Annotated in this window: 16 protein-coding genes and 1 tRNA gene; 8 read left to right on the top strand and 9 right to left on the bottom strand. The window is 68.2% G+C overall.

All coding sequences use genetic code 11. The annotated features are described in order from the left end of the window. The first annotated feature begins 26 nt into the window (after positions 1-26). The 4 genes from H305_RS0104475 (at position 27) to H305_RS0104490 (ending at position 5,719) form a co-directional block, all read left to right on the top strand. Positions 27-1,466, top strand: a complete 1,440-nt coding sequence (locus tag H305_RS0104475; protein WP_028799360.1) for an FtsW/RodA/SpoVE family cell cycle protein — start codon at positions 27-29, stop codon at positions 1,464-1,466. Continuing rightward, entirely contained in the window at positions 1,463-2,932 is a 1,470-nt protein-coding gene (locus H305_RS0104480) for a peptidoglycan D,D-transpeptidase FtsI family protein (RefSeq protein WP_028799361.1), read from the top strand. Before H305_RS0104475 ends, H305_RS0104480 begins: the two co-directional genes overlap by 4 nt. A 170-nt stretch (positions 2,933-3,102) precedes the next feature. Continuing rightward, complete coding sequence (gene pknB / locus H305_RS0104485; RefSeq protein WP_028799362.1) at positions 3,103-5,088, top strand: Stk1 family PASTA domain-containing Ser/Thr kinase; 1,986 nt, start codon at positions 3,103-3,105, stop codon at positions 5,086-5,088. Between the two features lie 265 nt (positions 5,089-5,353). Next, positions 5,354-5,719, top strand: a complete 366-nt coding sequence (locus H305_RS0104490) for a hypothetical protein (RefSeq protein ID WP_028799363.1) — start codon at positions 5,354-5,356, stop codon at positions 5,717-5,719. A 142-nt stretch (positions 5,720-5,861) separates the two neighbouring features. Here the strand turns inward: H305_RS0104490 and H305_RS0104495 are convergent, their stop codons facing one another. From H305_RS0104495 to H305_RS0104520, 6 genes are all read right to left on the bottom strand, one after another. Next, positions 5,862-6,521, bottom strand: coding sequence for a class E sortase (locus H305_RS0104495; protein WP_234020624.1), 660 nt, complete (start codon positions 6,519-6,521; stop codon positions 5,862-5,864). A gap of 182 nt (positions 6,522-6,703) precedes the next feature. Further along, the gene (locus H305_RS0104500; protein WP_028799365.1) at positions 6,704-8,068 is read right to left on the bottom strand and encodes a class E sortase; all 1,365 of its coding nucleotides are present in this window, start codon (positions 8,066-8,068) and stop codon (positions 6,704-6,706) included. Then, positions 8,065-8,703, bottom strand: a complete 639-nt coding sequence (locus H305_RS0104505; protein WP_028799366.1) for an aminodeoxychorismate/anthranilate synthase component II — start codon at positions 8,701-8,703, stop codon at positions 8,065-8,067. The genes H305_RS0104500 and H305_RS0104505 overlap by 4 nt, the downstream gene beginning before the upstream one ends. Then, positions 8,700-8,906, bottom strand: coding sequence for a hypothetical protein (locus H305_RS52095; RefSeq protein ID WP_199791341.1), 207 nt, complete (start codon positions 8,904-8,906; stop codon positions 8,700-8,702). Before H305_RS52095 ends, H305_RS0104505 begins: the two co-directional genes overlap by 4 nt. A 28-nt stretch (positions 8,907-8,934) precedes the next feature. After that, positions 8,935-9,633 carry a class E sortase gene (locus H305_RS0104515; protein ID WP_028799368.1) on the bottom strand — a complete coding sequence of 233 codons (699 nt, stop codon included), beginning with the start codon at positions 9,631-9,633 and terminating at the stop codon, positions 8,935-8,937. A 46-nt stretch (positions 9,634-9,679) separates the two neighbouring features. Beyond that, positions 9,680-10,459 (bottom strand): DUF881 domain-containing protein, encoded by a 780-nt coding sequence (locus tag H305_RS0104520; RefSeq protein ID WP_028799369.1) that lies wholly within the window; start codon positions 10,457-10,459, stop codon positions 9,680-9,682. 142 nt (positions 10,460-10,601) lie between these two features. Between H305_RS0104520 and crgA the strand changes: the two genes are divergently transcribed. Continuing rightward, on the top strand, positions 10,602-10,856 hold the full coding sequence (gene crgA / locus H305_RS0104525) for a cell division protein CrgA (protein ID WP_028799370.1): 255 nt from the start codon (positions 10,602-10,604) through the stop codon (positions 10,854-10,856). Between the two features lie 275 nt (positions 10,857-11,131). Here crgA and H305_RS0104530 read toward each other — a convergent pair whose 3' ends face one another. Both H305_RS0104530 and H305_RS0104535 read right to left on the bottom strand, forming a co-directional pair. After that, positions 11,132-12,040 (bottom strand): rhomboid family intramembrane serine protease, encoded by a 909-nt coding sequence (locus tag H305_RS0104530; protein ID WP_028799371.1) that lies wholly within the window; start codon positions 12,038-12,040, stop codon positions 11,132-11,134. A 148-nt stretch (positions 12,041-12,188) separates the two neighbouring features. Then, the gene (locus H305_RS0104535) at positions 12,189-12,722 is read right to left on the bottom strand and encodes a peptidylprolyl isomerase (RefSeq protein ID WP_028799372.1); all 534 of its coding nucleotides are present in this window, start codon (positions 12,720-12,722) and stop codon (positions 12,189-12,191) included. A gap of 437 nt (positions 12,723-13,159) precedes the next feature. Between H305_RS0104535 and H305_RS0104540 the strand changes: the two genes are divergently transcribed. Further along, positions 13,160-13,861: a DUF5324 family protein gene (locus H305_RS0104540; protein ID WP_028799373.1), complete on the top strand. Its 702-nt coding sequence runs from the start codon at positions 13,160-13,162 to the stop codon at positions 13,859-13,861. A gap of 525 nt (positions 13,862-14,386) precedes the next feature. Here the strand turns inward: H305_RS0104540 and H305_RS0104545 are convergent. Continuing rightward, positions 14,387-14,459 (bottom strand) — tRNA-Ala (locus H305_RS0104545). Positions 14,460-14,641: 182 nt separating this feature from the next. Between H305_RS0104545 and H305_RS0104550 the strand changes: the two genes are divergently transcribed. Together H305_RS0104550 and H305_RS53915 are read left to right on the top strand one after the other, a co-directional pair. Continuing rightward, positions 14,642-15,190 carry a helix-turn-helix domain-containing protein gene (locus H305_RS0104550; RefSeq protein ID WP_028799374.1) on the top strand — a complete coding sequence of 183 codons (549 nt, stop codon included), beginning with the start codon at positions 14,642-14,644 and terminating at the stop codon, positions 15,188-15,190. A gap of 143 nt (positions 15,191-15,333) precedes the next feature. After that, positions 15,334-17,610: a serine/threonine protein kinase gene (locus H305_RS53915; protein ID WP_028799375.1), complete on the top strand. Its 2,277-nt coding sequence runs from the start codon at positions 15,334-15,336 to the stop codon at positions 17,608-17,610. Positions 17,611-17,634: the final 24 nt, after the last annotated feature.

Here is a 17,634-nt window from a genome sequence, read left to right on the forward strand (position 1 = left end):
GCAGCCGTGAGGGGCCCTGTCACACGATGAGCAGTAGTACCAACACGCCGACGCACCACACGTCCACGATCGGCTCGATCGGCACACCGAGCCGGCGCAACACCGAGCTGGCACTGCTGGTGTTCGCCGTTGTCATCCCGGTGTTCGCCTATGCCAACGTAGGCCTGGCCATCGACGACCAGGTCCCCGCGGGCCTGCTGAGCTACGGCCTGGGCCTCGGTCTGCTGGCCGGCGTGGGCCACCTCGTCGTGCGCAAGTTCGCGCCGTACGCCGACCCGCTCCTGCTGCCGCTGGCCACGCTGCTCAACGGCCTCGGCCTGGTGATCATCTGGCGGCTCGACCAGTCCAAGCTGCTCCAGTCGATCGACCAGGCGGGCACCGCGGCGCCGCGCCAGCTGCTCTACACGGCGCTGGGCATCGCCCTGTTCGTCGTCGTGCTGATCTTCCTGAAGGACCACCGCGTCCTGCAGCGCTACACGTACATCTCCATGGTCGGCGCGCTGTTCCTGCTGCTGCTCCCCCTGGTCCCGGGCCTCGGCGCCAACATCTACGGCGCCAAGATCTGGATCTCCGTCGCCGGCTTCTCCATCCAGCCCGGTGAGTTCGCGAAGATCGTCCTGGCGATCTTCTTCGCCGGCTACCTGATGGTGAAGCGGGACGCGCTCGCGCTGGCCAGCCGCCGCTTCATGGGCCTGTATCTGCCGCGCGGCCGCGACCTCGGCCCGATTCTCGTGGTCTGGTTCATCTCGATCCTGATCCTGGTCTTCGAGACCGACCTCGGTACGTCGCTGCTGTTCTTCGGAATGTTCGTCATCATGCTGTACGTCGCCACCGAGCGGACCAGCTGGATCGTCTTCGGTCTGCTGATGTCCGCGGCCGGCGCCGTCGGTGTGGCCTCCTTCGAACCGCACGTCCAGCAGCGTGTCCAGGCCTGGCTCGACCCCATGCGCGAGTACAAGCTGAGCCAGGCCGGCGCCCCCGGCGTGCACTCCGAGCAGGCCATGCAGGCGCTGTGGGCCTTCGGCTCCGGCGGGACCCTCGGCACCGGCCTCGGCCAGGGCCACTCCGAGCTCATCCGGTTCGCCGCCAACTCCGACTTCATCCTCGCCACCTTCGGCGAGGAGCTCGGCCTGGCCGGCATCATGGCGATCCTGCTGATCTACGGCCTGATCGTCGAGCGCGGCATCCGCACCGCCCTGGCCGCCCGGGACCCGTTCGGCAAGCTCCTCGCGGTCGGCCTGTCCGGCGCCTTCGGACTCCAGGTCTTCGTCGTCGCCGGCGGCGTCATGGGCCTGATCCCGCTCACCGGTATGACGATGCCGTTCCTGGCCTACGGCGGTTCCTCCGTGATCGCCAACTGGGCACTGATCGGCATCCTGATCCGGATCAGCGACACGGCCCGCAGGCCGGCGCCCGCCCCCGCCCCGAACCCCGACGCCGAAATGACCCAGGTGGTCCGCCCGTGAACAAGCCCCTGCGCCGGATCGCGATCTTCTGCGGGCTTCTCGTCCTCGCCCTGCTCATCCGCGACAACTGGCTCCAGTACGTCAAGGCCGACGAGCTGAAGGCCGACCCGAAGAACCGCCGGGTCAACATCGAGCGCTACGCCACCCCGCGCGGCGACATCATCGTGGACGGCAAGGCGATCACCGGTTCCTCGAAGTCCAAGACCGGTGACTACGAATACAAGCGCACGTACAAGGACGGCGCCATGTGGGCGCCCGTCACGGGCTACGCCTCGCAGGCCTTCGACGCCAGCCAGCTGGAGAAGCTCGAGGACGGCATCCTCACCGGCAACGACGACCGGCTCTTCTTCCGCAACACCCTGGACATGGTCACGGGCAAGAAGAAGCAGGGCGGCAACGTCGTCACCACGCTGAACGCCGCCGCCCAGAAGGCGGCCTTCGAGGGCCTCGGCGACAAGAAGGGCGCCGTCGCGGCGCTCGACCCGAAGACCGGCGCGATCCTGGCGCTGGCCTCCACGCCCTCGTACGACCCGTCGGCCTTCGCCGGCAACTCCGACGAGGACGCCAAGGCCTGGAACAAGCTCCAGAAGAAGAACAACCCCGACGACCCGATGCTCAACCGGGCGCTGCGCGAGACGTACCCGCCGGGCTCCACCTTCAAGGTCGTCACCGCCGCCGCCGCCCTGGAGAACGGGCTGTACCCCGACGCGGACACCAAGACGGACTCGCCGGACCCGTGGACCATGCCGGACACCACGACCAAGCTGCCCAACGAGGGCAACCTGCCGTGCAAGGACGCCACGCTGCGGGTCGCGCTCAAGGTCTCCTGCAACACCGTCTTCGGCAAGATCGGCGCGGACCTCGGCAAGGACAAGATGCTGGAGGAGGCCAAGAAGTTCGGCTTCAACTCCGAGCAGTTCACGCCGGTGCGCTCCAACGCCTCCAACTTCCCCACGGACATGGACAAGCCGCAGACGGCGCTGAGCTCGATCGGCCAGTTCGAGACCGCTGCGACCCCGCTGCAGATGGCCATGGTGGCGTCCGCCGTCGCCAACGACGGCACGCTCATGAAGCCGTACATGGTGAGCGAGCTGAGCACGCACAACCTGGACGTCATCTCGCAGACGGAGCCCGAGAAGATGAGCGAGCCGCTGTCCGAGGACAACGCCCAGATCCTCCAGTCGATGATGGAGACCGTGGTCCAGTCCGGCACCGGCACGAACGCCCGGATCCCGGGTGTCACGGTCGGTGGCAAGACGGGTACGGCGCAGCACGGCATCGGAAACAGTGAGAAGCCCTACGCGTGGTTCATCTCCTACGCGAAACTGAGCGACAACAGCTCGCCGGTCGCCGTGGCCGTGGTGATCGAGGACGGCAGCGCCAACCGTGACGACATCTCCGGTGGCGGTCTCGCCGCCCCCATCGCAAGGGACGTGATGAAGGCAGTCATCGACAGCAAGAAGTGACCCCGCTCACGTCCCCTTCACATCGGTGCACGTTGCGATACCGGTCCTGTATCGGGTGACGGGCTTGGCCAGGTCACAGACTTCGAGCCGGGTACGGTATGCCCGGACGGCACACCGCCGGACCGCACACCTGTGCGGTCGGGACCGACGGAGAGGGCTGGTAGGTAGCTATGGAAGAGCCGCGTCGCCTCGGCGGCCGGTACGAGCTGGGCCAGGTGCTCGGCCGTGGTGGCATGGCGGAGGTCTACCTCGCGCATGACACCCGGCTCGGCCGCACCGTGGCGGTCAAGACGCTGCGGGCGGACCTCGCGCGCGACCCGTCGTTCCAGGCCCGGTTCCGCCGGGAGGCCCAGTCGGCCGCCTCGCTCAACCATCCCGCGATCGTCGCCGTGTACGACACGGGTGAGGACTACATCGACGGCACCTCCATCCCGTACATCGTGATGGAGTACGTCGACGGGTCCACGCTGCGCGAGCTGCTGCACTCAGGGCGCAAGCTGCTGCCCGAGCGGGCCATGGAGATGACCATCGGCATCCTCCAGGCCCTCGAGTACTCGCACCGCAACGGCATCGTCCACCGCGACATCAAGCCGGCGAACGTCATGCTGACGCGCAACGGCCAGGTCAAGGTGATGGACTTCGGCATCGCCCGCGCCATGGGCGACGCCGGGATGACGATGACGCAGACGGCGGCGGTCATCGGCACCGCCCAGTACCTCTCGCCGGAGCAGGCCAAGGGTGAACAGGTCGACGCCCGCTCCGACCTGTACTCCACCGGCTGCCTGCTGTACGAACTGCTGACCGTCCGGCCGCCCTTCGTCGGCGACTCCCCGGTCGCGGTCGCGTACCAGCACGTGCGGGAGGAGGCACAGCCGCCGAGCGTCTTCGACCCCGAGATCACGCCCGAGATGGACGCGATCGTGCTGAAGGCGCTCGTCAAGGACCCCGACTACCGCTACCAGTCCGCCGACGAGATGCGCGCCGACATCGAGGCCTGCCTCGACGGCCAGCCCGTCGGGGCCACCGCGGCCATGGGCTCCGTCGGCTACGGCGGCTACCCCGACGACCAGCCGACGACGGCGCTGCGCTCCACGGACGCTCAGGCCACGTCCATGCTGCCCCCGACGAACCCGGACGACGGCGGCTACGGCTACGACGACCGCCCTGACCGCCGCCGCCAGAAGAAGAACAACACCTCGACGATCCTTCTGGTCGTCGCGGGTGTCCTCGTCCTCATCGGCGCGATCCTGATCGGCAAGTGGGCGTTCGGCGGCGGCGGGACGAGCAACGACTCGTTCAAGGCCCCGAACTTCGTGAGCCAGACCCTGCCGGACGCCAGGCGGATGGCCAAGAACCGGGACCTGACGCTCTCGGAGACCAGGAAGGCCTGCGAGAACGAGCCGAAGGGCAACATCTGCTCCCAGGATCCGGCCGCGGGCACGATGGTGAAGAAGGGCGACACCGTCAATGTGGTGGTGTCGACCGGAGCGCCCAAGGTCGCGGTCCCGAGCGTCGTCGGCGACAAGCTGAGCGAGGCCAAGGACACCCTTGAGGGCGACCAGTACCAGTTCGAGGTGAAGACCAAGTTCCAGGAGTCCGACGAGGAGCCGAACACCGTCCTGGAGCAGGACCCGAAGCTCGGCGAAGAGGTGCAGAAGGGATCGACGATCACCCTCACCGTCGCCAAGGAGAAGAAGCAGTCCGTCGTCCCGGACGTCACCGGCAAGAGTTGTGACGAGGCCAAGGCGCAGATGACGGCCAACAACCTGGTCGGCGAGTGCACCGACGTCGAGACGGACGACCCGAACCAGGTCGGCAAGGTCATCCAGACCTCGCCGACGGCCAACACCCAGGCCGACCCGGGCTCCAAGGTGTCGATCCAGATCGGCAAGGCCAAGGAGCAGCAGCAGGCCACGGTGCCGCCCCTGGCGGGCCAGCGGCTCAAGGACGCCAGGAAGGCTCTCCAGGACAAAGGGCTGAGCGTCGGGAACATCAACGGCCCCTCGGACGACAACGCCCTCGTGGTGGCCTCCGACCCGCAGGCCGGCACGCAACTCGCCCAGGGCACCCCTGTCAACCTGACGACGGTGGGCCAGAACGGCGGCAACAACCAGGGCGGCGACAACGGCGGCATCTTCGGCGGTGTCACCGGCTGAATGACCGGGACGGCGTTCCACGCCAGGAACTGACGTCCCAGAATCGATGAGAAGGGCCCCGGTACTCGCATCGAGTACCGGGGCCCTTCTCCATTTCCGCATCTTTCCGCATCTCCTGCCGCGATTTCCGCACCACGTGTCGCGCGTCACTCGGGGAAGCAAAAGGCACATGTTGATCAACTTCTCATGAATTGGTAATGTCCGGGGCGGGCGGGAAAGTGTCCGCCCGGACCGATTCGGGGGTAGAAAAATCAAGAAGCGCATTTTGGCGGTACTCGGTGCCGCCTGTTCTCTCACGTTCCTCGCGACGGGTACGGCCTCGGCCGGCACCAACAGCGGCTGGGTCTACACCACTGACTGGGACCCGGGTGGCCAGGGAGCGTTCGGCCACGACGGTGACTGCCTGACGGTGTACGACAACCAGAAGGACGGCTACAACGTCGAGATCCACCTTTTCCGTATGAGCACGTACGAGACCATCGCTGAGCTCCACACCACACAGGGTGGCGGTTCTCACGCGTACAAGTGCTTCTCGGACAAGGTCCCGGAGAACATCAAGGTCGGCGTGCGCGTCTCCCTCATCAAGAGCGGCGACAAGTTCAGCGGGTTCAAGCACAACCTCACCAGCTGAACGGCACGGTTCAGTCGTTGAATGGCTGAACAAAATGAATTGCCTGCGATAAAAGACCGGGCCCGGAGTCGCATTGGGGAAAATGCGACTCCGGGCCCGGTTCTTGTCGTGTGTCCCTCGGGTGGAGGGACACACGATCACGTCAGCGCAATTCCTTCGGCGGCGTCCGGTCGCTGTCGACCTTCTCCACGCGCTCCAGCTCGCCCCAGACCACGTAGCGGTAGCGGGACGTGTAGACGGGGGTGCAGGTCGTCAGGGTGATGTACCGGCCGGGCTTCTTCCTGCCGGACTGCTCGGGCACCGACTGGAGGACCTTGACGTTGAACTTCGACGTCTCCGCGAGGATGGCGTACGCCTTGTAGACGTACCACTTGTCCTTGGTCTCGAAGACGATCGCGTCGCCCTTCCTGACCTTGTCGATGTTGTGGAACTTGGCACCGTGGCCGTCCCGGTGGGCGGCGAGGGTGAAGTTGCCGTCCTTGCCCGTCATCGGCAGCGACGACTTGACCGGGTCCGTGTAGTAGCCGGCGACACCGTCGTTGAGGACCTCGGTCGAGGTGCCCTTCTCGACGAGCACCTCGCCGTTCTTCATGGACGGGACGTGCAGGAAGCCGATGCCGGCCTTGGTGTCCAGGGCACCCGGAGCGCCCTGGTCCTGCTCCCAGCCGTCACGCACCTTGTCGCCCTGCTTGTGCGCCGCGCGGTCGGCGACGACGTTCGTCCACCACAGGGAGTAGACGACGAACAGTCCGAGCACCAGACCCGCGGTGATGAGGAGTTCGCCGAAGACGCTGACCGCCATCGCGATGCGGCCGCCGCGGCGCCTCGGCGCGCCCGCGTGGGCCGCCGAACCGCCCTGCGATCCGGCACGCTCGTCGTGGTCGGTCCTCGCTGCCACTGTGCATCTGCCCCGTCTGGTCTGTCTCAGGTTGTCTCGGGTGCTCACGCACCCACGTGCACGCATCGTCGAGCGCTCGTGCGCTCTCAGCCGACGAGCGCGTCCGGTTTGCCCTTGCCGCGCGGGCGGTCCTCGACCATCTTGCCCCAGACGATCATCCGGTACTTGCTGGTGAACTCCGGCGTGCAGGTGGTCAGTGTGATGTAGCGGCCCGGCTTGGTGAAAGTCGAGCCCCTGGGTATCGGGTCGAGCACGCTCGTGTTGCTCGGCGGCGTCACCGGCAGGATCGACGTCATCTCGTAGACGTAGTAGTCGTCCTGCGTCTCGACCACGATCTCGTCCCCGGGCTTGAGGCGGTTGATGTAGCGGAACGGCTCGCCGTGCGTGTTGCGGTGTCCCGCCAGCCCGAAGTTCCCGCTCTTCGCGTCCGGCATCGCGGTCTTGGTGTCGCCCTCGCCGTAGTGGCCCACCATCCCGCGGTCGAGCACCTTCGTCTTGCTGATGCCCTCCGCGATCGGCGCGACCACGTCCAGTTTGGGGATGTGCAGGATGGCGAAGCCCTGGCCCGGCGAGAAGGTCCCCGGGTTCCGCTTGCCCTTCGCCCAGTCCTCCTGGAGGTGGTGCGCGGCGCTGCCCGCCTGCTGGTGCGCCCGCACGTTGGACCACCACAGCTGGTAGGTCACGAACAGCAGCATCAGCACACCGGTGGTGATGAACACCTCGCCGATCACCCGGCTCGCGAGGACACCCGCGCTGGGCTTGCGCGCTCGTGCCGCACGCCGGGCCTCCAACCGGCTCAGAGGGGCCTCAGTGCCCTTCTGAGCGAGTTCCAGGCCCTCCGAGGCCTCCTGGGCGCCTCCGTGCCGCCCATGGCGCCGGGCGGCCTTGCGCCGCGCCGCGCGGCCCCCTGGGGCGGGTGTGGCGCTCTCGCCTATTCGAGACTTCTCCGGCGCGTCCGGGAGGCGCAGCGCCACCGTCTCGTCGTCCAACGGCAGCGCGGCGCCGACGGGTTGGCCGTGCATGGCCGTGCCGGGGCCCTCGTACGGGACGGCAGCCGGCTGTTCGTACGGGACGGCCGCGGGCTCCTCGTACGACGGGGCGTACGCCTCCTCGTACGACTGCTGCTGTGCCTGTGCCTGTGCCTGTGGTTGTGCTTGTGCTTGTGCCGCGTGCCGCGGCTGCCGCGGCGGCGTCTGTGCCGGCGGCTGGGGCTGGTTCTGTCCCGGGTACCAGTCGCGCGCGTACCCCTCCGGGTCGTACCAGTCCTCCTGGCGTCCCGCGGGCACGGGCCGCTCTGTGCGCGGCTGTCCCGGCAGAGGGTCCGTCAGCGGGTCCGCGAGCCGGTCGACGGCCGCCTCGAAGCCCCCCGCGCCCTCGAACGCGTCAGCGCCCCCGTACGCGGCCTCGCCGCCGTACGGGGAGCTGTCGCGCTCGGGGCGCAGTGCGGTCACGCCGTGGCCCTGCCCACCACCGGGGCGAGCCCCGCCGACCTCGCCACGGCCACCTTGTCGCCGCACTCCTCCAGCCAGTTGGCGAGCATCCGGTGGCCGTGCTCGGTCAGCACCGACTCGGGGTGGAACTGAACGCCCTCGACGGGAAGTTCGCGGTGCCTGAGGCCCATGACGATGCCGTCGTGGGTGCGGGCGGTGACTTCCAGCTCGGCCGGGACGGTCTCCGGCTCGGCGGCCAGCGAGTGGTAGCGCGTGGCCGTGAACGGGGACGGCAGGCCCGCGAAGACCCCCTTGCCGTGGTGCTCGACGAGCGAGGTCTTGCCGTGCAGCAGCTCGGGCGCACGATCCACCACACCGCCGTACGCCACCTGCATCGACTGCATGCCGAGGCAGACGCCGAAGACGGGCACTCCGGTCGCGGCGCAGTGCCGGACCATGTCGATGCAGACGCCGGCCTGTTCGGGCGCGCCCGGACCGGGTGACAGGAGCACGCCGTCGAAGCCGTCCTGGGCGTGCGCGGTCGACACCTCGTCGTTGCGGAGCACCTCGCACTCGGCACCCAACTGGTACAGGTACTGGACCAGGTTGAAGACGAAGCTGTCGTAGTTGTCGACGACGAGAATCCGCGTGCTCACTGGTTGTCCACCGTCACATCGTTGAAGGGAAGCAGCGGCTCCGCCCACGGGAAGACGTACTGGAAGAGCACGTAGACCATCGCGAGGACGAGTACGAGCGAGATCAGTGCCCTCACCCATACGTTCCCCGGCAGATGCCGCCAGATCCAGCCGTACATGCCGTCCCTTCCGTCGCACCACGGCACCGGAGTCGCCACTCGCACCCTCGGACTCCTGCCGTACTGCACCAGACTAACGGCGTAGAGCCCGCGGTTTCCCAGCCTCCACAGGCTGCGTGGAGTCGAGGTGCGCCCAGACGATCAGCCGGTGGCTGTGTCCCCACTCCGGTTCGCACGTGGTCAGCGTGAGATAGCGGCCCGGCCGCGTATACCCCGACTTACGTGGGACAGGGTCGATCACCTCAATGTCCGACGGCAGAGTTTTGTAGGGGCCTTTGTCGATCCGATACGTGAACCACGTCGTCCCGTCGGTCAGCACCACCGCGTCACCGCGGCGCAGCTCGGGAAAGTCCTTGAAGGGGTCCCCGTAGGTGCGCCGGTGGCCGGCTACGGCGAAGTTGCCCGTCTGCCCGAGCTGGGCCGTGCCCCGGTAGTGACCGAGCCCCTTCTTCAGCACGTCCGTGGCGGTGCCTTCGAGCAGGGGCTTGTTCCACGTGAAACCAAGCCGCGGGATGTACATCACCGCGAACGGCCTGCCGTAGGTGTACGGGCCGGGGGGCTTCGGGCTCGCGGTCGCCCGAGCGCCCGACGGAGCCTGCGTCCCCTGCGCGACGGCACCCTTCGACCACTGCTTCTGGAGCTCGTCGATCTGGTGGTCCATCGCGTTGTCGGCCTTCACCCCGGTCCAGAACAGCACGTAGACCACGAAGAGCACGATCAGAGTGCCGACGGTGATGCACAGTTCGCTGACCGTCCGGACGACCACCCGCACCGACACAAAGGCCCCCCAGCGGCAGCTGCTCCACAGGCTCGGCGTACTACTCCACAGGCTTCGCGTAGTGGAGATCCACTGTGCCCGAGTAGCCGGGAAGAGTCACCGTCCCGTCCTCGACCACTTTCCAGCCGAGCCCGTAGACGTTGACGTAGACCATGTAGTTCTGGATCGCAGGGGAAGCGGCGAGCGCGTTCTTGAGCTTCTCCGGATCGCCGACCGCGGTGATCTTGTACGGGGGCGAGTAGACCCGGCCCTGGAGGATCAGGGTGTTGCCGACACACCGCACGGCGCTCGTGGAGATCAGCCGCTGGTCCATGACCTTGATGCCCTCGGCGCCGCCCTGCCACAGCGCGTTCACGACGGCCTGGAGGTCCTGCTGGTGGATGACCAGGTAGTCGGGCTGGGGCTCGGGGTAGCCCGGCAGCTTGGCCGTGGCGTTCGGCGGGGCGTCGTTGAGGGTGACCGTGACGGCCTTCCCCTTGAGCTTTTGGGTGCCGGCGTTCTCCTCCAGGGCGGCCAGCTTGGCGTCCTCCGCCTTGCTGCTGCCGTCCTCTCGTCCGGCGAGCCCGTCCACCTCGTCGCGCAGCGCACCGTTGGAGTCGTCGAGCGACGCGTTCTTGTGGCTGCGCTCCTGAATCAGGTCGGAGAGCTTCAGCAGGGAGGTGTCCGACCGGATGTTGGTCCCCTTGGCCGTGTCGAAGCTGGTGAAGAAGATCAGGCCGGCGAGCGCGAAGACGGCCGCCGTGAGCACACGTACAGGCCGGAAACGGCGCGTACCGGCAGGACTCGTACCCGTCCCTGGGGAGTCGGCAGAATTGCTCAACGTACCCTTATCTCCTTAGGCGCCGCGGAAGCACTACGCTAACGGACGCCCGGGGGAGCGCTCAGTGTCCCCTTGTACGCTGCCCCGGAGCCCGCCCAAGTTCCCTGCGCGGCCACGCAGCGCATCGACAGGAGAGACCCTCGTGCCGAAGTCACGTATCCGCAAGAAGGCCGACTACACGCCGCCTCCGGCGAAGCAGGCGACCAATCTCAAGCTGACCAGTCGCGCCTGGGTCGCGCCGGTCATGCTGGCCATGTTCCTCATCGGCCTCGCCTGGATCGTCGTCTTCTACGTGACGGACGGATCGCTGCCGGTGGACGCCCTGGACAACTGGAACATCGTGGTCGGCTTCGGCTTCATCGCGGCGGGATTCGGCGTCTCCACACAGTGGAAGTAGCTCTGCCCACGGCTATCCACTGAGTTATCCACAGCCGTTTTCCACAGGTGGAAAAAGAACGACGATCTGTGGATAACTCATCCGGGATTGACGCCGGTGTGACTGACCTACCGCGATCCGCAAATCTGTTCGCCCCCTGCCTGACCTGCAAAAACTCAGGTCAGTGACAGGGGGCACAGCTGTTCCCGCACAGCGTGCACAAGATCCGCCACGATCTGTGGACAACATCGACTCCCGTGCGATCCGGACGCGCGCTCAGTGGGTCGGAAGGTCCCTCAGGTGAGCTGAGCGGTCCTGACCAGCGTCAGGACCACGACCACGGCGAGGACGGCGGCGCAGACGCCGTACTGGATCGCGTTCCGGTGCTCGCGCGGCGCGTGCACCATCGCGTACCCGACGACGACGCCTCCGACGAGGCCCCCGACGTGTGCCTCCCAGGCGATGTTGAACGCCGGGCTGAAGGTGAAGACCATGTTGATCGCCAGCAGGGCGATGACCGGCCGCATGTCGTAGTTGAGCCGGCGCATCAGCACCGCGGTCGCTCCGAACAGGCCGAAGATCGCGCCGGAGGCACCGAGCGAGGGCGAGTTGGTGGCGGCGACGAGGTAGGTCAGCGCACTGCCCGCGAGGCCCGAGAGCAGATAGAGCGTGAGATAGCGGGCGCGGCCGAGGAACGCTTCGAGCGGGCCGCCGATCCACCACAGGCTGAGCATGTTGAACAGGATGTGGACGATGCCGGCGTGCAGGAACATCGACGTCAGCATCCGGTACCACTGGCCTTCGGCGACGCCCTGGACACGGCCGTCGAGCTGAGCCTGCCCGAAGAGGTACAAGCGGTCCGTGAAGCTGTCGCCCAGCGCCTGCTGCGCCAGGAACACGACCAGGTTCACCCCGATGAGGATCTTGGTGACGAGCCGGGGGTCGGAGGTGACTCTGCCGCCGGCGAGGGTGCGGGGCTGATTGGCCGCCGGGGAGTGTCCTGTGCCGGAACCGGTGCGCACGCACTCGGGGCACTGGAAGCCGACAGAGGCGCTGACCATGCACTCGGGACAGATGGCGCGCTCGCAGCGGGTGCACCGGACACCGGTCTCACGGTCCGGGTGCCGGTAGCAGGTCGGCAGGCTCTGCGCGTTCTGCGGTCCCTGGTCCCGCGGGTCCTGCGGGCTGCCTGGCGCCTGGTCCATGGGTTCCCCTCAATCTCCGTACGGCGGGCTCACGCGCGGCGAACAGGGTCTGTGTGCGCAACGCACCGCCCCGTCCATCCTTACGGATGAACGGGGCGTTTGGTTCCCTGCGGGATCCTTCGGACTCGGCGGTGCGAGCCCGCTCGGCTCAGCCTTCGCGGGTCTCGACGACGACCGCCTCGATGACGACGTCGTTGACGGGGCGGTCGGTGCGCGGGTTGGTCTGGGTGCTCGCGATGGCGTCCACGATCTTCTGGCTCGCCGCGTCGGTGACCTCGCCGAAGATCGTGTGCTTGCGGGTCAGCCAGGCCGTCGGGGAGACGGTGATGAAGAACTGCGAGCCGTTCGTGCCCGGCCCGGCGTTGGCCATGGCCAGCAGGTACGGCTTGTCGAAGGCCAGGTCGGGGTGGAACTCGTCCTCGAACTGGTAGCCGGGACCGCCGGTGCCGTTGCCCAGGGGGTCACCGCCCTGGATCATGAATCCGCTGATCACCCGGTGGAAGACCGTGCCGTCGTAGAGCTTGTCCGTGGACTTCGCACCCGTCGTCGGGTTGACCCACTCACGCTCGCCCTTCGCGAGTTCCACGAAGTTCCGGACCGTCTTGGGGGCGTGGTTCGGCAGGAGCCGGACTTCGATGTCGCCTTGGTTGGTCTTCAGGGTGGCGTACAGCTGCTCAGCCACGATCTGCCTTCCGTTGCCTTCTCTTGACTCCCCGATCCTCGCACGGACAGCCCTGCCCGTCTCCCGTCACCACTCTTTCAAGGGGTTTCACGCTCCCGTTGCCGGTCACCCGTTCCTCACCTCCGAGCGAAGGTCCGCGTGTGGCACGAACAGAAAGACGGTCGAGTCCCCCGGGACAGGGGCACGGCACGACGATCCGTGGCATTGTCGACGACAAGCTCCTGTTGCCCCGCATTCATCCGCTATCTCACAAGATCGACACCCGACCGGATCTTGCTCCGAGTCACCCGGAGTCAGTACCCGTGACCCGGATGCCCGTCTTCACATGCCCCGGACCTCGTGAGAGGGCATGATCCCGATAAGGGTGGAAAGGTGAACTGTGTGTCATTGGGGGCACCTCAGACCCCCGACGTACGCCACCGAGGAGGAGGAAACCCGTGACCCGCATCGACAGCGTGCGCGCCGCGACAGGCTCGGCGAAGGACAGCGTGCTGCACGCCGCGGAAGTGGTGGCGCCCTACGCCGACACGGCCAAGGACAAGGCTTCGCACTATGCGCATGAGGCGCGCGTACGGCTCGCACCGAAGGTTTCGCAGGCCGCCGAACAGGCCCGTGCGCAGTACGACGCCCATCTCGCGCCGCGCCTGGAACAGGCCCGCACCCATGTGCCACCGAAGGTGGACCAGGCCGCGCATGAGGCCGCCGTCCGCACCCGTATCGCGGCCCGGCAGGCGGCCGACTATTCCAGGCCGCGGATCGAACAGGCGATCGCCGCGTCCCAGCCCGTCCGGGAAGAGGCCGCGGCACGGAGCATCGCGGCCATCGCCGCGCTGCGCGGCCAGGTCTCACCGAAGGAGATCGAGAAGCTGGTCCGCAAGCACGAGCGGCGGGCGAGGGTCGGCCGTCTCGCCAAGGGACTGGTGATCGCGGGAGTCCTCGCGGCCGGCGCGTTCGCCGCCTGGAAGTGGTGGGATAAGCAGGCCAACCCCGACTGGCTGGTCGAGCCGCCCGCCGCCACCGAAGTACCCGAAGGCGGACGCCTGACGGCGGTCGACGGCAGTGGCCGGTCCGATCTGGACCCCGAGGTTCAGGCCAAGGAGGCCGAGGAGCAGGCGGCGGAGCGCGACGACCGCCGCTGACCGACCGCTCTCTCAACATCGCCGTGGGGCAGGAGACTTGTCAGTTCTCCTGCCCCACGGCGATGTTTCACGTGGAACGCAGGTACACCGCCCGCCAAGGGACGCTCTCCCGGCCCCACGGCCGTCCGCTCCCCGTTTACTGAGTCGGCCCATGATGACGTTTGCAACGACCGGCATGTGCAATATCCGTGCAGATGTTGTTAACAGAATGCGTTGATACGACTACCCGCATATCTACACGCCAGCTCACGCAAGGCGCCCGAGTCGGTATGCCCGGCCACCCGAGCCGGAGAACCCACCCTCGCGGCAGACACCCGGGCCACACCACCGCTCTCGTTTGCGCAAAGAAAAAGCAACAACTGCAAAGGCTTCCATGTGACTCACGTCACCACCACCGCCGCATGAGGCACGCCGCTGGTCTCTCAGGCGTCCGACGCAGGCCTCACCGCCGGCTCGCACCCGGACCAAAAGAGGACATCAAAAAACCGGCCAGCCGCCGAAAAGGCGTCTGGCCGGTCCGAGACGTGGAGCCTAGGGGAGTCGAACCCCTGACATCTGCCATGCAAAGACAGCGCTCTACCAACTGAGCTAAGGCCCCGGAAGAGGAACGTCCGGCCACAGGAACCACCTGTCGACGGGCGCCGCAGACCAGAGTACCGGGTCACCCCCGGGATCTCGCAAAAAGATTGGGGGTCCCCGTGGACGACCACTCTCCGTAAGATGCTCGACGTGGTTCGCTACAGCGAACCGCGGTATTTGGGGAAGCGATGGGGAGACGCAATGGACGCCGCACAGCAGGAAGCAACCGCAAGAGCCCGGGAGCTGCAGCGGAACTGGTACGGGGAGCCGTTGGGGGCACTCTTCCGTAGGCTCATCGAGGATCTTGGGCTCAACCAGGCGCGCCTGGCCGGGGTGCTGGGCCTGTCGGCGCCCATGCTGTCGCAGCTGATGAGCGGTCAGCGAGCCAAGATCGGCAATCCGGCGGTCGTCCAGCGCGTGCAGCTTCTGCAGGACCTGGCGGGGCAGGTCGCGGACGGCAGCGTCAGCGCCGCCGAGGCGACCGAGCGCATGGACGAGATCAAGAAGTCCCAGGGGGGATCGGTGCTCAGCAACACCACGCAGTCGACGAGCAGTTCGGGCGCGCCGACGGTGAAGCGCGTGGTGCGCGAGATCCAGTCGCTGCTGCGCTCGGTGGCCGCGGCCGGGGACATCATCGACGCGGCGGACACCCTCGCCCCGACCCACCCGGAACTGGCAGAGTTCCTCCGGGTGTACGGCGCCGGCCGTACCTCCGACGCGGTCGCGCACTACCAGTCGCACCAGAGCTGAGCCGACCGCCCGGCCGCCGAACACCCTGCCGCCGAAAGCACGGCAGCTGGAGACCCTCATCTTCTCCAGCTGCCCGACTCGGGCGGCCGGGCATCTCGGGAGAGGTCTCCTGACCGACCGCCGAAGGGGAGCGATACACGACCATGGGTGAGGTCTTCGCCGGCCGGTACGAACTGGTCGACCCGATCGGCCGCGGGGGAGTCGGTGCGGTCTGGCGCGCCTGGGACCACCGCCGCCGCCGGTACGTGGCCGCCAAGGTGTTGCAGCAGAGCGACGCTCACGCGTTGCTCCGCTTCGTGCGGGAGCAGGCGCTGCGGATCGACCATCCGCATGTGCTGGCTCCCGCCAGCTGGGCCGCCGACGACGACAAGGTTCTGTTCACCATGGACCTCGTCGCGGGTGGCTCCCTCGTCCACCTGGTCAACGACTACGGCCCCCTGCCCGCCCCCTTCGTCTGCGTCCTGCTCGACCAGCTGCTCGCGGGCCTTGCCGCCGTGCACGCGGAAGGCGTCATACACCGCGACATCAAGCCCGCCAACGTGCTGCTCGAGGCTACCGGCATGGCCCGTCCGCGACTGCGGCTGTCGGACTTCGGCATCGCGATGCGCCTCGGCGAGCCACGGCTGACGGAGACCAACTACGTTGTGGGAACCCCCGGTTACTTCGCGCCCGAGCAGATGCTGGGCGCCGAACCGGACTTCCCCGCCGATCTGTTCGCCGTGGGGCTGGTCGCCCTGTATCTGCTGGAAGGCGCCAAGCCCGACGCCAAGGCCCTGATCGAGTACTTCGCCGCGCACGGCACCCCGTCCGCCCCACGGGGCATACCCGAGCCGCTGTGGCAGGTCGTGGCCACGCTGGTGCAGCCCGACCCGCACGCGCGGTTCCGCACCGCGACGGGAGCGCGCAAGGCGCTCGCCTCGGCCGCCGAGCTGCTGCCCGAGCCCGGTCCCGACGACGAGTTGATCGAGGTCTTCGACCAACTCGGGCCGGTCCCGGAAGGGTTCGGGCCGAAGGGACCGCTCAGGACCGCGCCGGGACTGGCCTCCGGCGGCGCCTTCTCCCGGCGCCGGCAGGAGACCACCGCGGCCCGTCTCCCCACGGACGGCACCCCGCCCTGGTCCGGGCCCGACTCCGCCTCCGTGCCCGACCCGGGTGCGGGCCACGGGCAGGCTTCCGGCGCCGGTCCAGCTTCCGAAGCCGGTTCGGGACCCGCCTCAGGCCCCGGCGCCGGTCCGGGTTCCGAAGAAGATTCGGGTCCCAGAGCCGGGTCTCCATCCGCCGCCAGGTCCTTCACAGCTGACGGCCCGCGCTCCAGTGGCGAGCCGCTCTCCGCATCCCCGTCCCGCGCCTCCGGCCCGCGGCCCGAGGACACCGCGTCCGAGAACACCGCGTCCGAGAGCACCGCTTACGGAGACAGCGGGTATGGGGACGGCCCGTACCGGGGCAGCGTCTCCAGGAGCGGGCGGACGGGGTCCCGTACCAGGTATGCGAGTCCCGAACCGCGCGCCGATCACATACGGCCTGCCGTCCGTGCCGGTGACGCGGAAGACGAGTCCGCCCACAACGCCGTACAGGCGGATTCCACACCGCGCGGTGCGCAGCCGAACGCCCTTCTCGGCGACGAGCACCCGGGGTCCGCTCTTCGCAACGGACAGCGGCTGTCCGCGTCCGGCACCGTCGAGCCAGGCCCCGCGGCCCATACCGCGGGCCAGGAGCCCGCGTCCGGCATCGCGCGTCCGGAGTCCCAGCCCCACACCGTGGCCCCGGAGTCCGAACCCCGCACCGTAGGCCCGGAGTCCGCCTCCCGTGCCGCGGGGCCGGAGTCCGTATGCCCATCCCCCGATGGCGCGTCTCGGTCCGCGGCCGGCGCCGTCCCTGCGCTGCCGGCCTCGATGTCCGACACCGGCAGTTTCCATCTTCCTCCGCCGCAGCCGGCCGTCGCCGACGGGGAGGCACGGCGACAGCCCGAGCGGGACGCCCAGCAGTTCCCACAGCAGCCGCCCCACCCACAGGATCAGGCCCTGTCCCAGGCACAGGCCCAGCAGGCATGGCACAAGGCCCGGCCGCTCGCCCCTCCCGCCCCGGTCGTGCCGCCCGTGCCCGCTCCCCTGCATCCCCCGGCCTTCGAACCGACGCCGACCCCCACGCCCACCGCCGCGCCCACTCCAACGCCCACCCACGTGCCCTCCCCCCAGCGGCCCGCGGCTCCTGCCGCCACGATGCACCAGCCCGCGTACGCCTCTACTGCTTCATACACCGCTCGGTCCCCGCAGGTTCCGCCTCAGGCCCGACGGGTTCCGGTGCATCGTGCGAGGCGGGCCCGGCCACGTCCGGGACCGCCCCCGAAGGTGGCCGTCCCGATGTTCCTCATCGCGCTGGCCTGCTTCGCCGTGGGCTTCTGGGCGCTCACGCAGATCTGAACCGGCCAGATCCGAACCGGTCAG

The organism is Streptomyces sp. 142MFCol3.1, assembly GCF_000424945.1.
In the GTDB taxonomy this organism is placed as follows: Bacteria; Actinomycetota; Actinomycetes; order Streptomycetales; family Streptomycetaceae; genus Streptomyces; species Streptomyces siamensis.